The organism is Marinobacter segnicrescens (genome assembly GCF_900111555.1).
GTDB lineage: Bacteria > Pseudomonadota > Gammaproteobacteria > Pseudomonadales > Oleiphilaceae > Marinobacter > Marinobacter segnicrescens.
Genome location: NZ_FOHZ01000009.1, coordinates 22,575 through 41,156 on the forward strand (window position 1 = coordinate 22,575; position 18,582 = coordinate 41,156).

The window sequence follows — 18,582 nt, forward strand, 5'->3', positions numbered from 1 at the left end:
CGGCCATCGCCGTACCGCCTTTTCCCAAACCCTGCGGGTGACTTGCTGTGTCTGCAACGACTGCTATCTGGATTGTCATTGCCTGGTTTGCCATCTTTCTGACCCTGGGTCAGAACGTTGCTACCGTGCTGTTTGGGGCCGGCATTGTCGGCATTGCCCTGTACATTGGCACCGGCCCATTGGGGGGTATCATAGGCCCCGACACCTTCTACACCGCCTCTATTTATTCCCTTTCGATCGTCCCGCTGTATCTGTTAATGGCGCAGATGCTGTTGCGAGGCGGCATCATTAATGATCTGTTCCAGGTCGGCCATCGCATGTCCGGTTATCGGCGCTTTCCCCTGGGCGTCGCGACCATTGTTACCGGGTCGCTGCTTGGCGCCGTGTCCGGTTCCGGCGCAGCCAGCTCTGCTTCACTGGCCGCGGTAGCCTCCCCGGAACTGGAAAAACTGGGTTATACCCGCCGATTTTCCCTGAGTATCGCCGCCGTTGCGGGATCGCTGTCGGCCATCGTTCCGCCGAGCCTGATCATGATTATCTATGGCTCACTCACGTCGGTACCCATTGGTCATCTTTTCATTGGTGCCATCGGACCCGCCGTGCTGTGCATTCTGATCTACGTGGTATGTCTGAAGGTGTTCGGCGAAACCCGCCACGACGCCCAGGCAGACGGCACCGTGCCCGACGAGCCGGAGCCGGCGGACAGCCGCCGCAAGAGCCGCAATGCATTCCTGTTCGTGGTTACCCTGATGGTGGTGGTGTTCGGCGGCATCTACGGCGGCATCATTACCGTCGCCGAAGCCGGCGCCATTGGCGCCTTCACGGCCATGGTGGGCATGATCGCCATGCGCCGCGTCAGCCGCCAGGATATCTTCCTGGCCCTGTCCGAGTCTGTGAAGATAACTGCCGCGCTGATGATGCTGGTATTGGGTGCCAAGATCTTCGCCCGCTTCCTCACCTTCTCGCGACTGCCAAATGAACTGATTGCCGTTATGGAACCGGTGCTGGCAAACCCGGGCCTGGTGGCAGTGATTCTGCTGGCCGTTTTCTTCCTTGCCGGCATGTTCCTGGAGTCCGCCGCCGTTATCGTGCTGCTGGTTCCCATCATCCTGCCATTGCTGCAAGCTGCCAATATCGACCTGTTGTGGTTCGGGGTCAGTGCCTCGACCATGATTGCCCTGGGCCTGCTAACACCACCAGTGGGCCTGGCCAGTTTCGCGGCAGCCAGTGCAGCCAACCACCCGGCCTCACAGGTTTTCCGTGGCGCCACCATCTTCGCCGTGGCAGCAGGGGTGATCGTGACGGCCTTGCTGCTGGTGTTCCCGTCCGTCGTGACCTGGCTACCGGCACAGATGCGCTAAGGAGGTTTTATGGGATTCTGGCAAAGACTCGGCAAACTGGAAGGTGGCCTGGCCTCGGTCGGGGCCGGCTTCTGCCTGTTCGCGATTATGATCATGACCGTGCTGAGCGTTCTAGGGCGCTACGTTTTCAACGTAGACCTGATACCCGGCGGTTATAACCTGATTGAGCGTGTGGCCTTCCCGCTACTGGTTTTCTGGGCCATTCCCCTGGCCCACCGGGACGGCATGTTCCCGAAGTTCGATATGTTGCAGGCCAAGTTGCCGCCCCTCGTTCACCGCATTCTGGCGTCCCTCGTGCTGCTGGTGGAGATCATCATTTTCCTGGTGGTGATGTGGTACGTCACCGAGTTCGCCTGGAAGTCGGCAGAGAGCGGACGGCAATTCCAGATCAGCTCGACCCACTGGCCCATATGGCCGGTAATCCTTATGGTGCCGCTGGCGTTCGGGCTCATGCTGCTGGAGATGTTCCGCCTGCTCTGGGTTACCGCGACAGGCCGCGATACACTGAATCAGAAGACGGAAGACAAGGGTGAATCACCGTGAGCAATGATCCGATTGTAATTACCAGTATGGCCCGCACCCCCATGGGGGGCTTTCAGGGCGACCTGAAAAACCTGTCCGGCACCGACCTGGGCGCAATGGCACTCAAGGCCGCCATTGAACGTTCCTCGCTGGGCAGCAAGGATGTTAGTGAAGTCATGATGGGCAACGTGCTGCCTGCCGGCCTGGGCCAGGCCCCTGCACGCCAGGCCGCCCTGGGCGCCGGGCTGGATCTGTCCACCCCCTGCACCACCATCAGCAAGGTGTGCGGCTCCGGCATGAAGGCGGCCATGCTGGCCCATGATCTGATTGCCGTGGGCAGCGCCAACATCATCGCCGCCGGCGGTATGGAAAGCATGACCAATGCTCCCTACCTGGTACCGAAGATGCGCAACGGTGCGCGCCTGGGCCACGCCGAGATGCTGGACCACATGTTCTTCGACGGCCTGGAAGACGCCTACGAAAAGGGCCGGCTGATGGGCACCTTCGCCGAGTCCTGCGCGGACCACTACAGCTTCACCCGGGAGCAGCAGGACGAGTACGCCCTGGCCTCCCTGGACCGGGCCCTGAAGGCCATCGAGAAAGGCCATTTCCGCAACGAAATCGTCGCCGTGGATGCTGGCCGGGGCACCGTGGACACCGACGAGCAACCGGGCAAGGCCCGGCCCGAGAAAATCCCCACACTCAAACCCGCTTTCCGCAAGGATGGTACGGTAACCGCGGCCAACGCCTCCTCCATTTCCGATGGTGGCGCCGCCCTGGTGCTGATGAGGCAGTCAGAAGCTGAGAGACGGGGCCTGAAACCACTCGCCGCCATTCGCGGTCACAGCAGCCACGCCCGGGCCCCGGAATGGTTCACCACCGCACCGGTGGGTGCCATTGGGCAACTGATGGAAAAAACCGGCTGGAACGTGTCGGATGTGGATCTGTTTGAAATCAACGAAGCCTTCGCGGTGGTTCCGCTTGCAGCCATGAAGGAACTGGACATTCCCCACGACAAGGTCAACGTCCACGGCGGCGCCTGCGCGCTGGGTCACCCATTGGGAGCATCCGGAGCGCGTATTATCGTGACCTTGCTGGGCGCCCTGGAAACCTATGATCTGAAGCGGGGTGTGGCGTCACTGTGTATTGGTGGGGGTGAGGCTACGGCTATTGCGGTGGAGCGTATCTAAACCTTCGTTGTCCCTGAGCTTTGCAGCGGTGCAAGACGTCCCGGCGATCGGGAGGTCTTGCACCGGTTTTCCGAAACTGACCGGAAGACATCGTGAAGTTAACTCAGATAACTTGCCGCAGCTTCTCGGATAGCAGTATTCGGAGATTGCGTAAAATCCCGAATAATTCTTTCCCGGTTACCAACCGTTGAGTCTGAGAGCATGGCAAATGCATGAACCAACTCCGCGGGAGCCATTGCGTTAATATTATCAAGGATATACTCGTCGATTACTGCGCGTTCCCCGGCCTGGAGGTAGGCTTCGCTCAGCAGCACGGCCGTCACCGCCCACCGCATCTACCACCTTGCTACCCAGGGCTCGGAAACTCTCGCCGATCCCCTGCCAGTACTCGGCGACTTTCGGGTTCATGCCCTTGGGCGACAACGCAGACACCAGGCCTACGGTGTTACCTATGAAGCTTCCGAAGTTTTCCACTGGTTTGAACACGGGGTACATGACGTTGCCCCACCCCGAGGTGTTCCGGTATAGCTCGGTCTGCTCGGCGGAAATGTCCGATGAGATTGCCGACACGGTGTCCGTTAGCCCACTCGCGTAGTCCTCTCCCCAAGTGCCGGGCCTGTTGACCGGCCCGGGGCCCGAGACCCTGGGTCGATCCATCGGGAGGCCCGGTCCGTTCAGGACACCGATATCCAAAAATTCCGCCTCCCCTTCTGGCGGACCGTCTTTTAAAAGACTCGGAATATTCCGCTCCAGGTTAGGCTCGAGATAAACAAACAGCTCACCCCGATGGATCTTGTCCGTCAGGTCGGAAACCAGTTCACTGAGATTGCGCGGGCGGGTCCAGGGCTTCTGGAAGACCAGTTGCCAGACGTCGAGCAGACGGTAATTGAAGGGGTCGCCGGTGACTGACCGGCTCAGGCGTAGCAAATGGTCGCGGGCGTAGGCGCGGTCATGGTGGAAGGCCAGGCGGGGGCCTTCGAAGCAATCATCGCCGTGGTAATGCCGGGTGAAGGAATAGATACGGCCCAGCGGGCCCACTATCCGGATGGGGTCCTGATATAACATCCCTGTCGTCCCTGTGTGGATTGAATCCTTGATACTCCGTCCAGACTCCCTGGTCCGGAGATGGTATGAAACCCCTTTTGGCTGATTTCGTCAACTTGGCTGAGGAACCGAGTGCACAGTTCGAGCGACTGAGGCGGTACGCCTGGGCAGCAGGTTATCAAGAGGTTACCGGGACGCCCCGGGATTCGCCGCTCCACCCTCTACCCAACCCTCTACCCAACCCTCTCCCATCGAGGGAGAGGGGGTACTCTTTGCTAATCCTGTCAGTCAGGGGGCGACGAGGGCAATGATTATAGCTTCGGATCAGCAAACTTCGGTGCCCGCTTTTCCAGATTGGCGTAGACCGCCTCGACCTGGTTAGGGCTGCCGATGATCCGGTCCTGCTCCCGGGACTCCTCCAGCAGAATGCGAGCGGCCTGTTCCTTCGGTGTGATGGCATTGTTGAGCATACGCTTCATGGCACGGATGGCGTCCGGGCTCTTGCCGGCGATGGTCTGGGCCATGGCCAGGGCTTCTTCCCTGGGATTACCACCGATATGGGTCACCATACCCAGCTCGCCGGCCTCCTGGCCACTCAACACACGGCCGGTATAGCACAGTTCCCGGAACACATCGGCGCGTACCAGCTCATTGAGCAACACCATGCCGCCCATATCCGGCACCAGGCCCCATTTGATTTCCATGACGGCCCACTGGGAGTCCGGGGTGGCGAAGCGTACATCTGCCCCCAGGGCGATCTGCAGCCCGCCACCGAAGCAGACACCGTGCACGGCCGCAATCACCGGCACCGGCAACTCCCGCCACACCATGGCCACGTACTGGGCCAGGTTGGAGTCACCGTGGGTGCGTGGCTCAAGGCCATTGCCGCCCACACCGGCACCACCACCCTCGGCCATTTTCGAGAAATTCCCCATATCCAGGCCGGCACAGAAACAACGACCTTCACCGCTGATCACCACCGCCCGCAGGGTGGGATCCTTCTTCAGTTCCTCACCAACGTTGGCCAGGTTTGTGAACATGCCGGTGTCCAGCGCGTTCATCTTGTCAGGGCGGTTCAGGCGAACCTCCACCACACCTTCGTATTCGGTACGAATGACCTGTACGGTTTCGGACATAGTGAGTTCCTCAATAACAGCAGGCCGGCTCAGGTAGAGCGCTTGGCCTTGTCCTGGTTGTTGACTTCGGTAATGGCTTCCCGGGCCCGGCGCCACTCGTCATCGCCCCATGCCGACAGGGCTGAGAAATTGGCACCGTCGGCCTGGTACTGGCCACCATCGATTGCAATGGTCTGACCGTTCACGTATTCGGCGCCCGGCCCCAGCAGGAACACGGCGAGGTTGGCCAGTTCGGGATAGCGGCCAGGCCGGCCCATGGGGCTGTCGCCCAGGTCCATCTTGCCCAGCGGCCCCAGCCGCTTGCTCATGCCCTCGGTGGGGAACAGGCCCGGAGCGATGGCATTCAGGCGGATGCCCCGGTTGCCCCACTCTACCGCAAGTGACTGGGTCATGGCATTAATGCCGGCCTTGGACATCGCCGAAGGCACCACAAACGGTGAGCCGTTCCAGACCCAGGTGGTGACAATGGACACCACCGACGCCGGCTTGCCCTCCGCCAGCCAGCGCTTGCCGCAGCTCTGGGTGACCAGGAAGCTGCCCCGGAATACGATATTGGCGACGGCGTCAAAGGCCCGGTGGGAAAGGTCCTCGGTACGGCTGACGAAGTTGCCGGCCGCATTGTTGACCAGGCCGGTCAGTGCCCCGCCGTCATCCCAGATCTGCTGGACCATGTCATCAATGGCCTCGGGACTGCGGATATCACAGGGAATGGGAGTCACCTTGCCACCGTGCCGACCCATCAGCTCGTTGGCGGTTTCTTCCAGCACGCTGCCACGACGGCCGCAGATATAAACGTGCGCCCCCAGGATCAGGCAGGCCTCCGCCATTTCCTTGCCCAGACCAGTGCCACCACCGGTCACCAGGATACGCTCCCCGTTCAGGAGGCCTTCGCGGTACATCAGTTCTTCTGCTTTCATGATTGTTCTCCGTCAGCGGAATATCGGGGTTCACGTTTCTCGAGGAAGGCACTCACACCCTCACGGAAGTCATCGTCCTGGATACACAAGATCTGGTTGCGGTCTTCCAGGGCGACGACGGCCTCCAGGCTCTGGGCATCGATTGCCAGCCCCAGGGCCTCCTTGGTCAGCCTCAGCCCCAGGGGGGTGGCCCGCAGCATGTCGGCGACCAAACCTTCAGCGTGGTCATGGAGCTGCTCCAGGGGGGCCACCAGGCTGGTAAGACCCAGCTCCCTGGCCCGCTCCGCGTCAATAAATCGGCCGGTCAGCAGGTATTCGGCAGCAACGGAGGCCCCCACCATGCGGGGCAGGAAGTAGCTCACGCCCACATCACAGCCACTGAGGCCCAGCTTGATAAATGCCGCGTTCATGCGGGCATCGGGCGTCAGCAGACGAATATCGCTGGCCAGGGCGATGGCAAAGCCACCACCACTGGCGGAACCCTGGACAATGCTGATGATCGGCTGCGGGCAGCGGCGCATGGCCACCATGATGTCCCGCACGGCCCGCTGCTCATCCAGCGCACCGCCGACCCTCGGGTTAATAGGCGTCTGGGCCTGTTCCTTGAGGTCCAGCCCGGCGCAGAAGGCCCGGCCTTCCGCTGCCATTACCACCACCCGGATATCACGGCGGTAATAGAGTTCATTGAAATAGCTTCGCAACGCCTGAATCAGAGGACGATCCAGTGCATTCAGGGCATCTGGCCGCGCCAGGGTCAGCCGGGCGACGCCGCCGGACTCTTCGATTTTCAGGGATGGGGGTAGATCAGACATGGTCGGGTTCCTCGCCAACGGGTGCTGCAACACAGGGCAGGCAACGGGTAAAAGGACAGTTATGTCATGATCATTTGGTGAGCATGCTTATACATCGTCGGAACAGACGAACCGTCATGTCAGGATGAAAAAGGCAGGAAAACCGCCTCATCCATGAGGCTGGACGACTAGTGTCCCGACGGGACACTTGCGGTCAGAGCAGGTTCTTGAGTTCCCGGGCAATCAGCAGGCGTTGCACCTCACTGGTGCCTTCGTAGATCTGGGTGATGCGGGCATCCCGGTACAGCCGCTCGACGGTGTAGTCTTCCAGGTACCCATAGCCACCGTGAATCTGAATGGCGTGGGAGCAAACCTCTTCGGCCAGTTCGCTGGCAAACAGCTTGGCCTGGGAGGCTTCCGACAGGCAGGGCTGGCCGGCGGTTTTGAGGCGGGCAGCGTGGACCACCAGCAACCGGGCTGCATTAAGGCGCGTGTGCATATCCGCCAGCATGTTGGCGATGCTCTGGTGCTCGGTCAGTGGTACACCGAACTGCTGCCGCTCACGGGCGTATTTCAGGGCCGCTTCGAAGGCGGCGCGGGCCACGCCCACTGCCTGGGCCGCAATACCGATACGCCCCCCTTCCAGATTGGACAGGGCAATGGACAGGCCCTTGCCCCGCTGTCCCAGGAGGTTCGCCTCGGGAATACGGCAGTCGTCCAGGGTAATGGCGCAGGTATCAGAGCCACGAATACCCAGCTTGTGCTCCATCCGGTCCACTTTAAAGCCGGGGCTGTCGGTGGGCACCAGGAAGGCAGACAGGCCTCGCTTGCCCTGATCCGGGTCGGTCACCGCGAAGACCACGGCAAGACCAGCCCGCTTGCCATTGGTGATGAACTGCTTGGCACCGTTCAGCACCCATTCACCGTCCTTCAGCTCGGCCCGGGTCTTCAGGGCATGGGCTTCGGAACCGGCCTGGGGCTCAGTCAGGCAGAAGCAGCCGATGGTCTCACCACTGGCCAGGGACGGCAGCCACTGTTTTTTCTGCTCCTCGGTTCCATAGTTGAGCACCGGGGCACAACCTACGGAATTGTGGACACTCATCAGGGTACTGGTGGCACAGCAGCCCGCCGCCACTTCCTCTACAGCCAGGGAATAAGCCACATAATCCACGAAGCTGCCGCCCCACTCTTCCGGCACGACCATGCCCAGCAGGCCAAGTTCGCCCATCTGCCGAATCACGGCGTCGTCAATGTAACCGGACTTGTCCCACTCCGCCGCCCGCGGGGCCAGTTCACTCTGGGCAAACTGGCGGGCCATGTCGCGGATCATCCGCTGGTCTTCGTTGAATTCGATATCCTGCATGGTGGTGTTCTCTTTTTTGTACTCTGCAATGGTCAGTGGTCAGATGTAACCAGACACTGTCACAAACGTCAGCCTCTGACCTCGTCGAAAAAGACGGAAACCTGCTCCGGTTTCAGGTCGTCGATGCTGGGCACACGCCATTGCGGCGACTTGTCCTTGTCGACGATCAGGGCACGGATACCCTCGACAATATCGCCCTTGTCGAACCAGAGGTAATCCAGCGCGAGCTCCAGTTCGAACGCCTGTGGCAGGGACAGGTCCCGACCGCGACGCACCAGCTCCAGGGCCACGGCCATACCGATGGGTGAGCGTCCTTCGATAGCTTTCAGGGTGTCCCTGGCCCAGTCGGCAAACTCCGGGCGCTGCTCCTGGCGAAGGGAGTCACGCACCGCCTTGAGGTCGGCTTTGGCAAAGTGTTCATCGATAGCGGGTTGCAACGTGGCCAGCCGGGATTTACCGGGGTCACCCTGCAGGTCGCCCAAGCCGGCTTTCACAGCCTCATCACTGCCAGCAACCGCGCCGGCCAGGGCGCTGCCCAGGTTTTCCAGCGCGCCTTCCGGTATGTAGAGATCCGCAAGTCCGGCGTAGATCGCATCGGCAGCGTTAAGCTGCGTTCCGGTGACCGCCAGGTACTCCCCGAGCCGGCCAGGCAGCCGCCCCAGAAAATAGGTCGCTCCCACGTCCGGGAAGTAGCCGATGCCTGTCTCGGGCATGGCCAGCTTCGCCCGATCACTGACGATACGCAGGCTGGCGCCCTGCGCCACACCCATGCCACCGCCCATAACGATCCCGTTCATGACGGACAGCACCGGTTTGGGATACTGGTGGATGGCCTGGTCGAGGGAGTATTCCTCCTCGAAGAACACACGGTGCAGGGTGTCGCCGGACTGGTAGCTGTCGTACAGCGCCCGGATATCGCCGCCGGCGCAGAATGCCTTGTCGCCGGCACCGAGAAACACCACCGCCTCGACGGCATCGTCACCGGCCCAGCTGTCCAGCTGCCGGTGTATCGCCTGCACCATGCCCAGGGTCAGGGCATTCAGGCCCTTGGGCCGGTTCAGGGTCAGGTAGCCGTAACGACCCCGAACCTCGACAATCACTTCTGGCTGGTTGTCACTCATTCCTCATCCTTCATGTATCGCTTGATGATGGCCGAGAAGTCCAGGTGGCCATGCCCTTCAAAACTCATGGACTGGTATAGTTGCTGCGCCAGGCCGCCCATCACCACCGGCTGGCCGGTGGCCTTGGCCGCCTCGGTGGCCAGCCCCAGATCCTTGATCATCAGATCCATACCAAAACCACCGGTATAGCCACGGTTGGACGGTGCGGTTTCGATCACTCCCGGGTAGGGGTTATAGGTATCAGTGCTCCAGCAGCGGCCGCTTGAGGTGTTGATGACCCCCGCCAGCACTTCCGGGTCCATACCCATGGATACGCCCAGGCTCATGGCCTCGGCTGCGCCGATCATGGAGATGCCCAGCAGCATGTTGTTGGCCATCTTGGCCACCTGTCCGTTACCGGCGGCGCCACAATGGACAATGTTCCTGCCCATGTTTTCCAGCACCGGTCGGGCGAAGGCAAACTCCTGGTCCTCGCCGCCCACCATGAATGTCAAGGTGCCCGCCTGGGCGCCACCGGTGCCACCGGAGACCGGTGCATCCAGCATGGGGTTGCCCTGGGCAGCCGCCTTTGCGGCAACGTCCCGTGCGGTCATGGGGTCAATGGTAGAGCTGTCGATCAGGTGAACACCTTTGGGAACATGGGCCAGCAGCCCGTCTTCGTCCAGGTAAACCCCTTTCACATGGCGGGCCGCCGGCAGCATGGTGATAATCAGCTCGGCGCCGCTGCGGGCCACGGTGGGGATGTCAGCCGCGGCGGTAGCGCCTTCGGACACTGCCTTGTCGACAGCGTCCTGCATCAGATCAAATACCGTCAGTTCGTGACCCGCCTTCAGCAGGTTGCTGGCCATGGGCGCACCCATATTGCCCAGGCCGATGAATCCGATTTTCATGGTTGTGCCTCCAATGTTGTTCTTGTGCGGGGCGTTGCTGGCCTATTGGTGTTTGAAGTCCGGCTTGCGCTTCTCCACGAAGGCGTTCATGCCTTCCTTCTGGTCGTGGGTCGCAAAGATGGCGTGGAAGATCCGCCGTTCGAAGCGCACACCTTCCGCCAGGCTGGTTTCGAACACCCGGTTGATCGCTTCCTTGGTCATCATGGTGCTGGGCAGGGATTTCTCGGCAATGGTGTTGGCAGCCTTCAGGGTTTCCTCCAGCAGCTGGCCCACCGGGAACACCTGGGCGACCAGGCCAGCGGTTTCCGCTTCCTTCGCATCCATCTGGCGACCGGTGAGGCACATCTCCATGGCCTTGGCCTTGCCCAGGGCCCGGGTCAGGCGTTGGGTACCGCCGATGCCCGGCAGCACGCCCAGGTTAATCTCCGGCTGACCAAAGCGGGCGTTATCGCCGGCATAGATAAAGTCGCACATCAGCGCCAGCTCACAGCCGCCACCCAGGGCATAGCCTGCCACCGCAGCAATCAGTGGCTTGCGCCGCTGGCCAATACGATCCGCCTGGGCAAAGAAGTCATCCAGGTAGATCTGGGGATATTCCAGCACCGACATCTCCTTGATGTCAGCACCGGCGGCAAAGGCCTTCTCGGAACCGGTCAGCACGATGCAGCCGATATCCGGGTTGCGCTCGTAATCGTCCAGCGCGAGGTTCAGCTCCTCGATCAGCTGGCTGTTCAGGGCGTTCAGGGCCTTGGGGCGGTTCAGGGTGATGACACCAACCCGGCCTTTTACCTCGGTGAGAATCGTTTCGTATGCCACGTCGTATCTCCTTGCCTTATCGCAGGTTGATGGTGGTGTTCACAGAACCGACCTGCTCGTCTTCGTCGAACCAGCGGGAGGTCACGGTCTTGGTCTGGGTGTAGAACTGCACGACCTGCTTGCCATAGGGGCCCAGGTCGCCCAGCTTGGAACCCCGGGAACCGGTGAAGGAGAAGTAGGGCACGGGCACCGGAATGGGCACGTTGATGCCGACCTGACCCACATCGATATGCTCCTGGAAGCGATGGGCCGCAGCGCCGGAGCGGGTGAAGATAGCGGTACCGTTGCCATTGGGGTTGGCGTTGACCAGGTCAATGGCCTCATCCAGGGTTTCCGCCTCCAGCACGCACAATACCGGACCGAAGATTTCTTCCTTGTAGATGGTCATTTCAGGGGTAACGCCTGAGAAGATGGTTGGCCCGATAAAGTTGCCCTTCTCGTAGCCCCGTACGTTCGGATCACGGCCATCGAGAACCAGCTTGGCGCCTTCGCTGACACCCTGCTGGACCAGGCCTTTCACCCGTTCCAGCGCCTGGGGCGTGATCAGCGGGCCTACATCAGTACCCTCTTCGGTGCCTGCGTTCACGTTCAGCTTCTCGGCCCGACGGGCCAGCTCCGGCAACCAGTTGCGGGCCTCGCCCACCAGTACCAGGGCGGTGACGGCCATGCAGCGCTGCCCGGCGGCACCAAAGCAGGAGCCTACCAGCGCGTTGAGGGTCTGTTCCTTGTTGGCGTCGGGCATCACCACGGCGTGGTTCTTGGCGCCCATCATGCACTGCACCCGCTTACCCGCCTGGGAAGCACGGTTGTAGACATGGGTACCAACAGGCGTGGAGCCAACGAAGGACACGGCCTTGATATCCGGATGATCACAAACACCGTTAACCATATCCGGCCCACCGTGGACCACGTTCAGCACGCCCTTGGGAACACCCGCTTCGACCGCCAGTTCCACCAGGCGCATGGTCACCATGGGATCACGCTCGGAGGGCTTGAGTACGAAGGTGTTGCCGGTAGCAATCGCCATGGGGAACATCCACAGGGGAATCATGGCCGGGAAATTAAAGGGGGTAATACCGGCACAGACCCCAATGGGCTGGCGCAGGGTGTAGGTGTCCACATCGCCAGCCACATTGTTGGCGTACTCACCCATCTGCAGGGTGCCCACACTGGCCGCATGCTCCACCACTTCCAGGCCCCGGAACACGTCGCCTTCCGCATCCGGCAGGGTCTTGCCCTGCTCGGCGGTGAGAATGGCCGCCAGCTCTTTCATGTTCTCACGGATCAGTTGCTGGTACTTGAGGAAGATACGGGAACGAGCGCCAAGGGAGGTCTTGCGCCAGGTCTTGAAGGCTTCCCGGGCGGCACTGACTGCTGCTTCCAGCTCATCGGCCGTCGCAAAGGGAACCTTCGCCAGCACTTCCTGGGTGGCTGGATTGGTCACGTCCCGCCATTCGGTGGTCTTTGATTCGACAAATTCGCCGTCAATCAGCAGCTTGACGGTGGGTACCTGTGTACTCATGGGGATCTCTCCGGTGTTTTTCTTGTGTTGATGTGTGATTACCGGATAGTAGCAGTGCATTTTTATTAGCTACAATGGCGCTCGGTGCAACCCTGTTCTGCAAATATGCACAAGCCGTCTATTAAACCACCAGATCGGAGCGCTTATGGACTGGGATAACCTGAAGTTCTTCCTGGAACTGAGCCGTGCCGGCAAGTTGACGGCGGCCGCCAGGCGCATGGGTGTGGACCACACCACCGTGTCACGGCGCATCCACGCCCTGGAAAAGAGCCTGGGCATGACCCTGTTCATCCGTGAGCAGACCGGCTACAGCCTCACCGAAGCGGGCCGGAGGCTGCTTCCACAGGTGGAGCAGATGGAGAGCGCCAGCGTCCGCATCGAACAGAGCCTGCCCGAAGCGGACGAGCAGCTATCTGGCCAGGTGCGCATCGGCGCCACCGAGGGCTACGGCACCATCATGCTGGGACGGGAACTGGGCCACCTTACCCGCCGCTACCCCCACCTGCACCTTGACCTGCTGGCCATGCCCCGGGCCCTGCGCCTGTCACGCCACGAGGCAGACATCGTTATCACCCTGGAGCGACCGGAGCGCGGCCCCTTTATTGTCACCAAGCTCACCGACTATGTGCTGAGGCTGTACGCCAGCAGGGACTACCTGGAAGCGCACGGTCCCATCACCAATCGCAGCCAGCTCGGCAGGCACAAATTCGTCAGTTATGTGGACGACATGGTGTTCAGCCGTGAGTTGCTGTTCCTGGACGAGATTGCCAGTTCCGGCGAGGTCAATATACGCAGCACCAGCGTCCTGGCCCAGCAGGAAGCCATCGCCACCGGCGCCGGTATCGGCATACTGCCCTCTTTTTCCGCCGACATCGACGACAGGCTACAGGTGGTCCTGCCGGACCAGATCCGCTTTATCCGGACCTTCTGGATGCTGATGCCGGAAGAGCTACGGCATATTGCGCGGATGCGGGTAACCTGGGATTTTCTGCGGGAACGGGCGGAGGAGAATCGGGGGCGGCTGATGGCCACCCCCGCCCCAACTGCGCCCTTATAACGGCCGTTAAAGGAATCACAAGGCCGCCGTCAATCAGACGTGCCCTCACGTGCGCTCGACCGCCTGCCTCACAGCGTCGTATAACGCCCCTGCTGTCCGGTCAAACACCCAACGTATGAACTGGAAGCTCAGGTCAACCACTGTCGTTACCGCCACCCTGGCAAAGGCCAGCATGTGCCCGAGCAGGCCGCGGGTTTGCTCGGCAAATTTTTTCGAGGCTTTTGCAATGTCTTCCAGGGTATGAGCAAGGAGATCATAGAAGGTTAAAGACGTGCTAATGGCCGCCTGGGCGAGCACAGCCGAATAGTAGCCGGCATCTTTCAGCAGCGTCACAAGAGCCGACGAGAGTCTTTCAGCCCAGTATGTGGAGAAGTGGGCCTCGTGGCGCCTTTTATAATCCAACCTGACCGGATTGTTGAGGTACTCCATGGAATTCTGATGGAGTTGGTCCCAATTACCTTTTTTGGCGGTATTGCGATAGCCAGGGATATCATCTTCACCCATGCCATGGGCCGAGGGGCTCAGGCCATCACTTCGGTCGAGCCGGTATTCGATCCCGTTGACCGGCGCATGCATGAAGGGCCAGAGAGGTACCGCCGGCACGGGATCGGCACCATGCGTACAGCGATACAGTTTATTAACCTCAAAGCTGGATTTGGTGGCGAACCCTTTCATTCCCACCCGGGGCGCGCCAAAGGTATACAGGTTGGCATCGCGGCGGTAACGCTTGTGAACCCAGTCAGACACAAGCGACGCCAACGCGCCTCCCAGACTGTGGCCGATGCAGTGAATGCCAGCCACAGTGCCGCGGCTCAAACGGGGCGTCAGCAATGCTTCCAGCCCGGGTTTCATACTTTCAAAGGTCTCGTTAAAGCCAGCGTGGACCAGCGCCCCGCCCGTACTTGGCGAAAGTCCAACATTGCCATTGGTTAGCCAGTCATGCGTGGTTTTTGTTCCCCGAACTGCAATTACATGGTGTCCTTCGTACTCATGCTTGCCATCCGCAACCATTGCGAATCCGGAAGCTCGCTGAAAGAAACCGAATATCCCGCCACTTTGGCCGACTACCGGCCCTGTTGACAGGTTGATATCGAATGACCGCGAAAGGGAAAGTCCTCTCGTTTCAAGACGATAGTCTCCTCGCACATTAGGCTGCCGGACTTGGTATACCAGCTCTGCAAATTCAGAGGCCATCCTTGGTGATACTGGCTTCATTTTTAATCCTCTAGTTCATCCATTTCCAGACCGTCGTTCCAGCGACAAATACTGAACGCAGCATGCGGAAAGTCAGGTTTTTCAAGATTTCGGAACAATAGCTCCTTTTCGGGTGTAGTAAGATCACAGTGGAGGTTACGTAACCTCCTTGTGACTGCGGTCCGCTCGTTAATACCTCCAGGCGTGTGGTACCAAAGCAGGTATTTTTTCCCATCAACGACCGCCCCTATAACCTGGCGGACACGAGTTTCATCCATGAGCTTACTGGGGAGACCGGAGCGAACATTCGTTTCTGGAAACCCGAATCGTCCCTCTTTGTCAGTGAAGGTTTGCTCGAAGTACTCTTTGTCGTAGTCGAGCGTGCGATAGACCTCTGCCCCCGGCACTGGTTCACCGTTCCGAGTAATCGACCCCTTCACCTCAGGCGAAAGATGAACCTCTGTTTTCTTCCCAAATCCAAACATCCCCGCGCTAACCTCGCTGCTCACCAGAAACAAGCCGACAACAGACAACACCAGAAAACGACCAACGGACGTCATATCAACTCCCGGTCGGGTGGGTTTCAGGAAGGAGGGCATTTACAGGGAAGTAAGATCACAAAGGGTACGGACGCCGTGTTGAGCGCCGCCGGCCAGATTGCTTCTTCCCTGAATAGCCGAATTCCGTCCTGACAAAATCATCCCGCCGTGGGGACCCGGGGTCAATGGCACCAGGTCACAAATTCTGTCCTGTCTGTCATGGCAGGGTCTGATGGATTTCCCTAGACTCGTACAGTCCAGCGACGTGCGGAGGCTGTTTTTTCAGGCCCGGATCGCTGAGCTGGCGCCGCCCAGGGAGCTGTCGGGCCGACCACTACCATCTACGCGTTTATTCACGGTGATCTTCAGGGAATGAAACTACTCAACCCGGTACAGCGGATGTTTGAAGGCTCTGCGGGGCAGGTCTTCCGGGGCATGGTAACCATGGCACTGGGCAGCGGCGCAGCCAAGGCCATCGCCTTGCTGGTGGTACCGCTGCTGACCCGCATCTACACGCCGGATGACTATGGCGTGCTGTCGGTATTTACCTCGCTGATTTTCCTGCTGGTGCCGTTTCTTACCTTCCGCTATGTGATGGCCATTCCGTTGCCGCGGCGGGATGGCCTGGCCATGAACCTGCTGGTGTTGTCCGGCCTGCTGATGCTTGTGACCACCAGCCTGGTCACCCTGGCCCTCGGGCTGTTTGGCGAGACCCTGCTTGCGCCCTTTTCCATGGAGGCGCTCGTGCCCTGGTGGTGGTTGCTGGGACTGGGAATGCTGGGTACTGCCGGCTACGAGACGGCCACGCTCTGGGCGTCCCGCCGGCGCACCTACAAGCCCATAGCCCGCTCGCAGATCACCCAGAGTATCGGCGGCGCTCTGGCAAAACTGGGGCTGGGACTGGCCGGATTTACCTCTGTGGGGCTACTTGTGGGCCAGGTGGTGACCCAAAGCGCAGGCACTGGCTCACTGTTTCGTCGCTTTCGCACGGATCTCCGGCAAAATTGGCGCTACGTCAGCTGGTCCCGCCTGAAAAAAACCGCTTCGCTGTATCGCCGGTTTCCCACCTGGCGAATGCCTTCACAGGTGCTGCTGGCCTTTTCAATACAGGCACCGGTATTGCTGACCGCATTAATCTACGACGCCGGCACCACCGGCCAGCTGGGCCTGGCCATTATGGCGATCTCATTGCCCATGGCGCTGATTGGCGACAACATGAGCAAGGCCTATTACGCGGAGATGTCCGCGATCGGCAAGAAGCATCCCCGGAAGATCCGCAGGATCACCTGGTCGGTGATTCGAACGCTCACAGTGCTTTCCATTGCACCGGTGGCCGTACTGGCGTTGTTCGGCGAGCCACTGTTCACCCTGGTGTTCGGCGAGCAATGGGGAGCGGCCGGGCAGTACGCGGCCATTCTGTCGCTGTTCCTGCTGAGCCAGTTTGCCACCTCGCCGGTGGTTCGGGTGTTCTCGGTAATGGGGCGGGAGCGGGTATTCCTGTTTATCAATATCCAGCGGGCGCTGTTTATCCTGCTGGCGTTCGCGCCGGGCTGGCTGCTGGGCTGGCCCATTGAGGCGACGCTCTGGGCCTACAGTATTCTGTTATCCGTGCACCGGGTGCTGACCGTGGTATTCGTATTCCGGGCGTTGAACAGTGAAATCCGCAACCAGGACACACTGACGGCAAGCACCTGACTACGCTCAGACCAGCAGTGCCAGGAACAACAACAGAAGGGGCAACGCGGCCGCTACAAACAAGCCATTCCAGCCAAAGGCCACCTTCAGCTGGGAGACCCGCCCGAACCGGGCCAGCAAGCTGACCGCCGGGCCCATCGGGGAAAGCATCATGGCCAGGGAGAAGCCGATAATCAGCGCCACCGCGATCGGCATGATGGCCATACCGGCGGCTTCCAGCTGAGGCAACAGGCCACCCACAATACTCAGTGAGGTGATAGGAATGACACCGATGGCCGATAATAGTGGCAGCAACAACATGCCCGCCACCGCCACCAGGTAGACTCCGGCCTCCCGGGCCGCAACGCCGGAGATGAGGTCATCCGGCACCAGGGTCATCAGGGCCACACCCAGGCAGGCAGACGAGGCAAAGATCGCCATCTCGTTACTCATACCCGCGACGTTCTGGGTAGCCTCCCGGAACACCGCCAGCGGATCACGCTCCTTCCAGAGCATATAGAGGATCGTCACCGACGGTACCGCGATCATCGCCGCCCGGGAAACATTGAACCCGGCGGTGTAAACCAGCAAGGCCATGCAGCCGAGAATCAGCGACACGACCACGACCAGCGTGCGGGTACCCTGGGGCCAGCCTTCCAGCTTTACCCGCTCCTCGCTGATCTTGCGGAACCGGCCCTGTTCCAGCACCCAGCCGACGCCGATTAGCAAGGCCGCTGCGGCTATGCCATAGGGCAGCAGGCCGGACCAGGAAATGTCCGGAACCTCCCGGGTGATAATGGCGACAGCCACGCTGGTGGGAGCCACCAGCGGGACCAGGGAGAAGCCCCGCAGGGCGCTGATCAGTACACTGCGAATCCAGTTCAGGCGGGACTCCCCCTGAATGTTGCGTTCATCAAGCGTGGAGGTGAGCGTTCCGCACAGCAGATTCATCACGCCAAAATTGAGCACCGAGGCGATGCTCAGGGTGGTAACGGCGTATTTGGGGTACAGCAGAAACGGCGGCCCACCCAGCAGTACGTCATGGATACGGCGAAGCACCTCGAACCGCCGCACCAGGCACTGCATCATGCCGAGGCTGCCCAGAAAGGCACCATAGAAACCGGCGGAAGCTGCGGCATCCAGGAGACCGGCGCCCGTCAGTTTACCGGTGGCCGCCAGGGCGGCGACAATGGCGAGGGTGATCAACAACAGGGAGCGGGAATACAGGGTGATACGCCCCATAAACAGGGTGAAATAGCCGATAAACAGGCAGCCGGCAGCTATACTCAAGGCACGTGCGGACGTCATCAGCGCCAGCAGTTCGATGACAACGGCCAGCGACAGCAGGTAACGGCTCATAGAAGGCGGACTTCCCCGGAAATCGGGTGGCGGTGTGTGCGGCCCTGACAGCTTGCAATTGCCCATCGGCCGGATTAATCTTTAGC

At 60.5% G+C, this 18,582-nt stretch carries 17 protein-coding genes; 5 read left to right on the forward strand and 12 right to left on the reverse strand.

The annotated features are described in order from the left end of the window. Positions 1–47 precede the first annotated feature (47 nt). From BM036_RS10515 to BM036_RS10525, 3 genes are read left to right on the forward strand one after another with little or no spacing between them, the layout of a single operon-like run. Entirely contained in the window at positions 48–1,361 is a 1,314-nt protein-coding gene (locus tag BM036_RS10515; RefSeq protein WP_091851519.1) for a TRAP transporter large permease, read from the forward strand. A gap of 9 nt (positions 1,362–1,370) precedes the next feature. Further along, positions 1,371–1,904, forward strand: a complete 534-nt coding sequence (locus BM036_RS10520) for a TRAP transporter small permease (protein WP_091851522.1) — start codon at positions 1,371–1,373, stop codon at positions 1,902–1,904. Then, positions 1,895–3,073 (forward strand): acetyl-CoA C-acyltransferase, encoded by a 1,179-nt coding sequence (locus BM036_RS10525; RefSeq protein WP_245742585.1) that lies wholly within the window; start codon positions 1,895–1,897, stop codon positions 3,071–3,073. Before BM036_RS10520 ends, BM036_RS10525 begins: the two co-directional genes overlap by 10 nt. A 249-nt stretch (positions 3,074–3,322) precedes the next feature. On the opposite strand, the gene BM036_RS10530 is transcribed toward BM036_RS10525, so the two are convergent. The 9 genes from BM036_RS10530 to BM036_RS10570 form a co-directional block, all read right to left on the reverse strand. Next, positions 3,323–4,138, reverse strand: coding sequence for a hypothetical protein (locus tag BM036_RS10530; protein WP_091851525.1), 816 nt, complete (start codon positions 4,136–4,138; stop codon positions 3,323–3,325). Between the two features lie 290 nt (positions 4,139–4,428). After that, a complete protein-coding gene (locus BM036_RS10535; RefSeq protein WP_091851529.1) occupies positions 4,429–5,253 on the reverse strand; it encodes a crotonase/enoyl-CoA hydratase family protein in 825 nt (274 codons plus the stop codon). A 29-nt stretch (positions 5,254–5,282) separates the two neighbouring features. Beyond that, the gene (locus BM036_RS10540) at positions 5,283–6,170 is read right to left on the reverse strand and encodes an SDR family oxidoreductase (RefSeq protein ID WP_091851533.1); all 888 of its coding nucleotides are present in this window, start codon (positions 6,168–6,170) and stop codon (positions 5,283–5,285) included. Continuing rightward, a complete protein-coding gene (locus BM036_RS10545; protein ID WP_091851536.1) occupies positions 6,167–6,982 on the reverse strand; it encodes an enoyl-CoA hydratase/isomerase family protein in 816 nt (271 codons plus the stop codon). The genes BM036_RS10540 and BM036_RS10545 overlap by 4 nt, the downstream gene beginning before the upstream one ends. Before the next feature lie 193 nt (positions 6,983–7,175). After that, the gene (locus BM036_RS10550; RefSeq protein ID WP_091851539.1) at positions 7,176–8,324 is read right to left on the reverse strand and encodes an acyl-CoA dehydrogenase; all 1,149 of its coding nucleotides are present in this window, start codon (positions 8,322–8,324) and stop codon (positions 7,176–7,178) included. 68 nt (positions 8,325–8,392) lie between these two features. Next, entirely contained in the window at positions 8,393–9,445 is a 1,053-nt protein-coding gene (locus BM036_RS10555) for an enoyl-CoA hydratase/isomerase family protein (RefSeq protein WP_091851542.1), read from the reverse strand. After that, positions 9,442–10,335 (reverse strand): 3-hydroxyisobutyrate dehydrogenase, encoded by an 894-nt coding sequence (gene mmsB, locus BM036_RS10560; protein ID WP_091851545.1) that lies wholly within the window; start codon positions 10,333–10,335, stop codon positions 9,442–9,444. Before mmsB ends, BM036_RS10555 begins: the two co-directional genes overlap by 4 nt. Before the next feature lie 42 nt (positions 10,336–10,377). Further along, positions 10,378–11,151, reverse strand: a complete 774-nt coding sequence (locus BM036_RS10565; RefSeq protein WP_091851548.1) for an enoyl-CoA hydratase — start codon at positions 11,149–11,151, stop codon at positions 10,378–10,380. Between the two features lie 16 nt (positions 11,152–11,167). Then, positions 11,168–12,673, reverse strand: coding sequence for a CoA-acylating methylmalonate-semialdehyde dehydrogenase (locus BM036_RS10570; RefSeq protein WP_091851551.1), 1,506 nt, complete (start codon positions 12,671–12,673; stop codon positions 11,168–11,170). Between the two features lie 145 nt (positions 12,674–12,818). Between BM036_RS10570 and BM036_RS10575 the strand changes: the two genes are divergently transcribed. After that, the gene (locus BM036_RS10575; RefSeq protein WP_091851554.1) at positions 12,819–13,730 is read left to right on the forward strand and encodes a LysR family transcriptional regulator; all 912 of its coding nucleotides are present in this window, start codon (positions 12,819–12,821) and stop codon (positions 13,728–13,730) included. Between the two features lie 45 nt (positions 13,731–13,775). Here BM036_RS10575 and BM036_RS10580 read toward each other — a convergent pair whose 3' ends face one another. Both BM036_RS10580 and BM036_RS10585 read right to left on the reverse strand, forming a co-directional pair. After that, positions 13,776–14,945, reverse strand: a complete 1,170-nt coding sequence (locus tag BM036_RS10580; RefSeq protein WP_091851557.1) for a lipase family protein — start codon at positions 14,943–14,945, stop codon at positions 13,776–13,778. Between the two features lie 2 nt (positions 14,946–14,947). Beyond that, on the reverse strand, positions 14,948–15,484 hold the full coding sequence (locus BM036_RS10585) for a DUF6795 domain-containing protein (protein WP_245742572.1): 537 nt from the start codon (positions 15,482–15,484) through the stop codon (positions 14,948–14,950). A gap of 351 nt (positions 15,485–15,835) precedes the next feature. On the opposite strand from BM036_RS10585, the gene BM036_RS10590 reads away from it, so the two are divergent. Further along, positions 15,836–17,158: a lipopolysaccharide biosynthesis protein gene (locus BM036_RS10590; protein WP_091851560.1), complete on the forward strand. Its 1,323-nt coding sequence runs from the start codon at positions 15,836–15,838 to the stop codon at positions 17,156–17,158. A 6-nt stretch (positions 17,159–17,164) separates the two neighbouring features. On the opposite strand, the gene BM036_RS10595 is transcribed toward BM036_RS10590, so the two are convergent. Further along, positions 17,165–18,496 (reverse strand): hypothetical protein, encoded by a 1,332-nt coding sequence (locus tag BM036_RS10595; RefSeq protein WP_091851562.1) that lies wholly within the window; start codon positions 18,494–18,496, stop codon positions 17,165–17,167. Between the last annotated feature and the right edge of the window lie 86 nt (positions 18,497–18,582).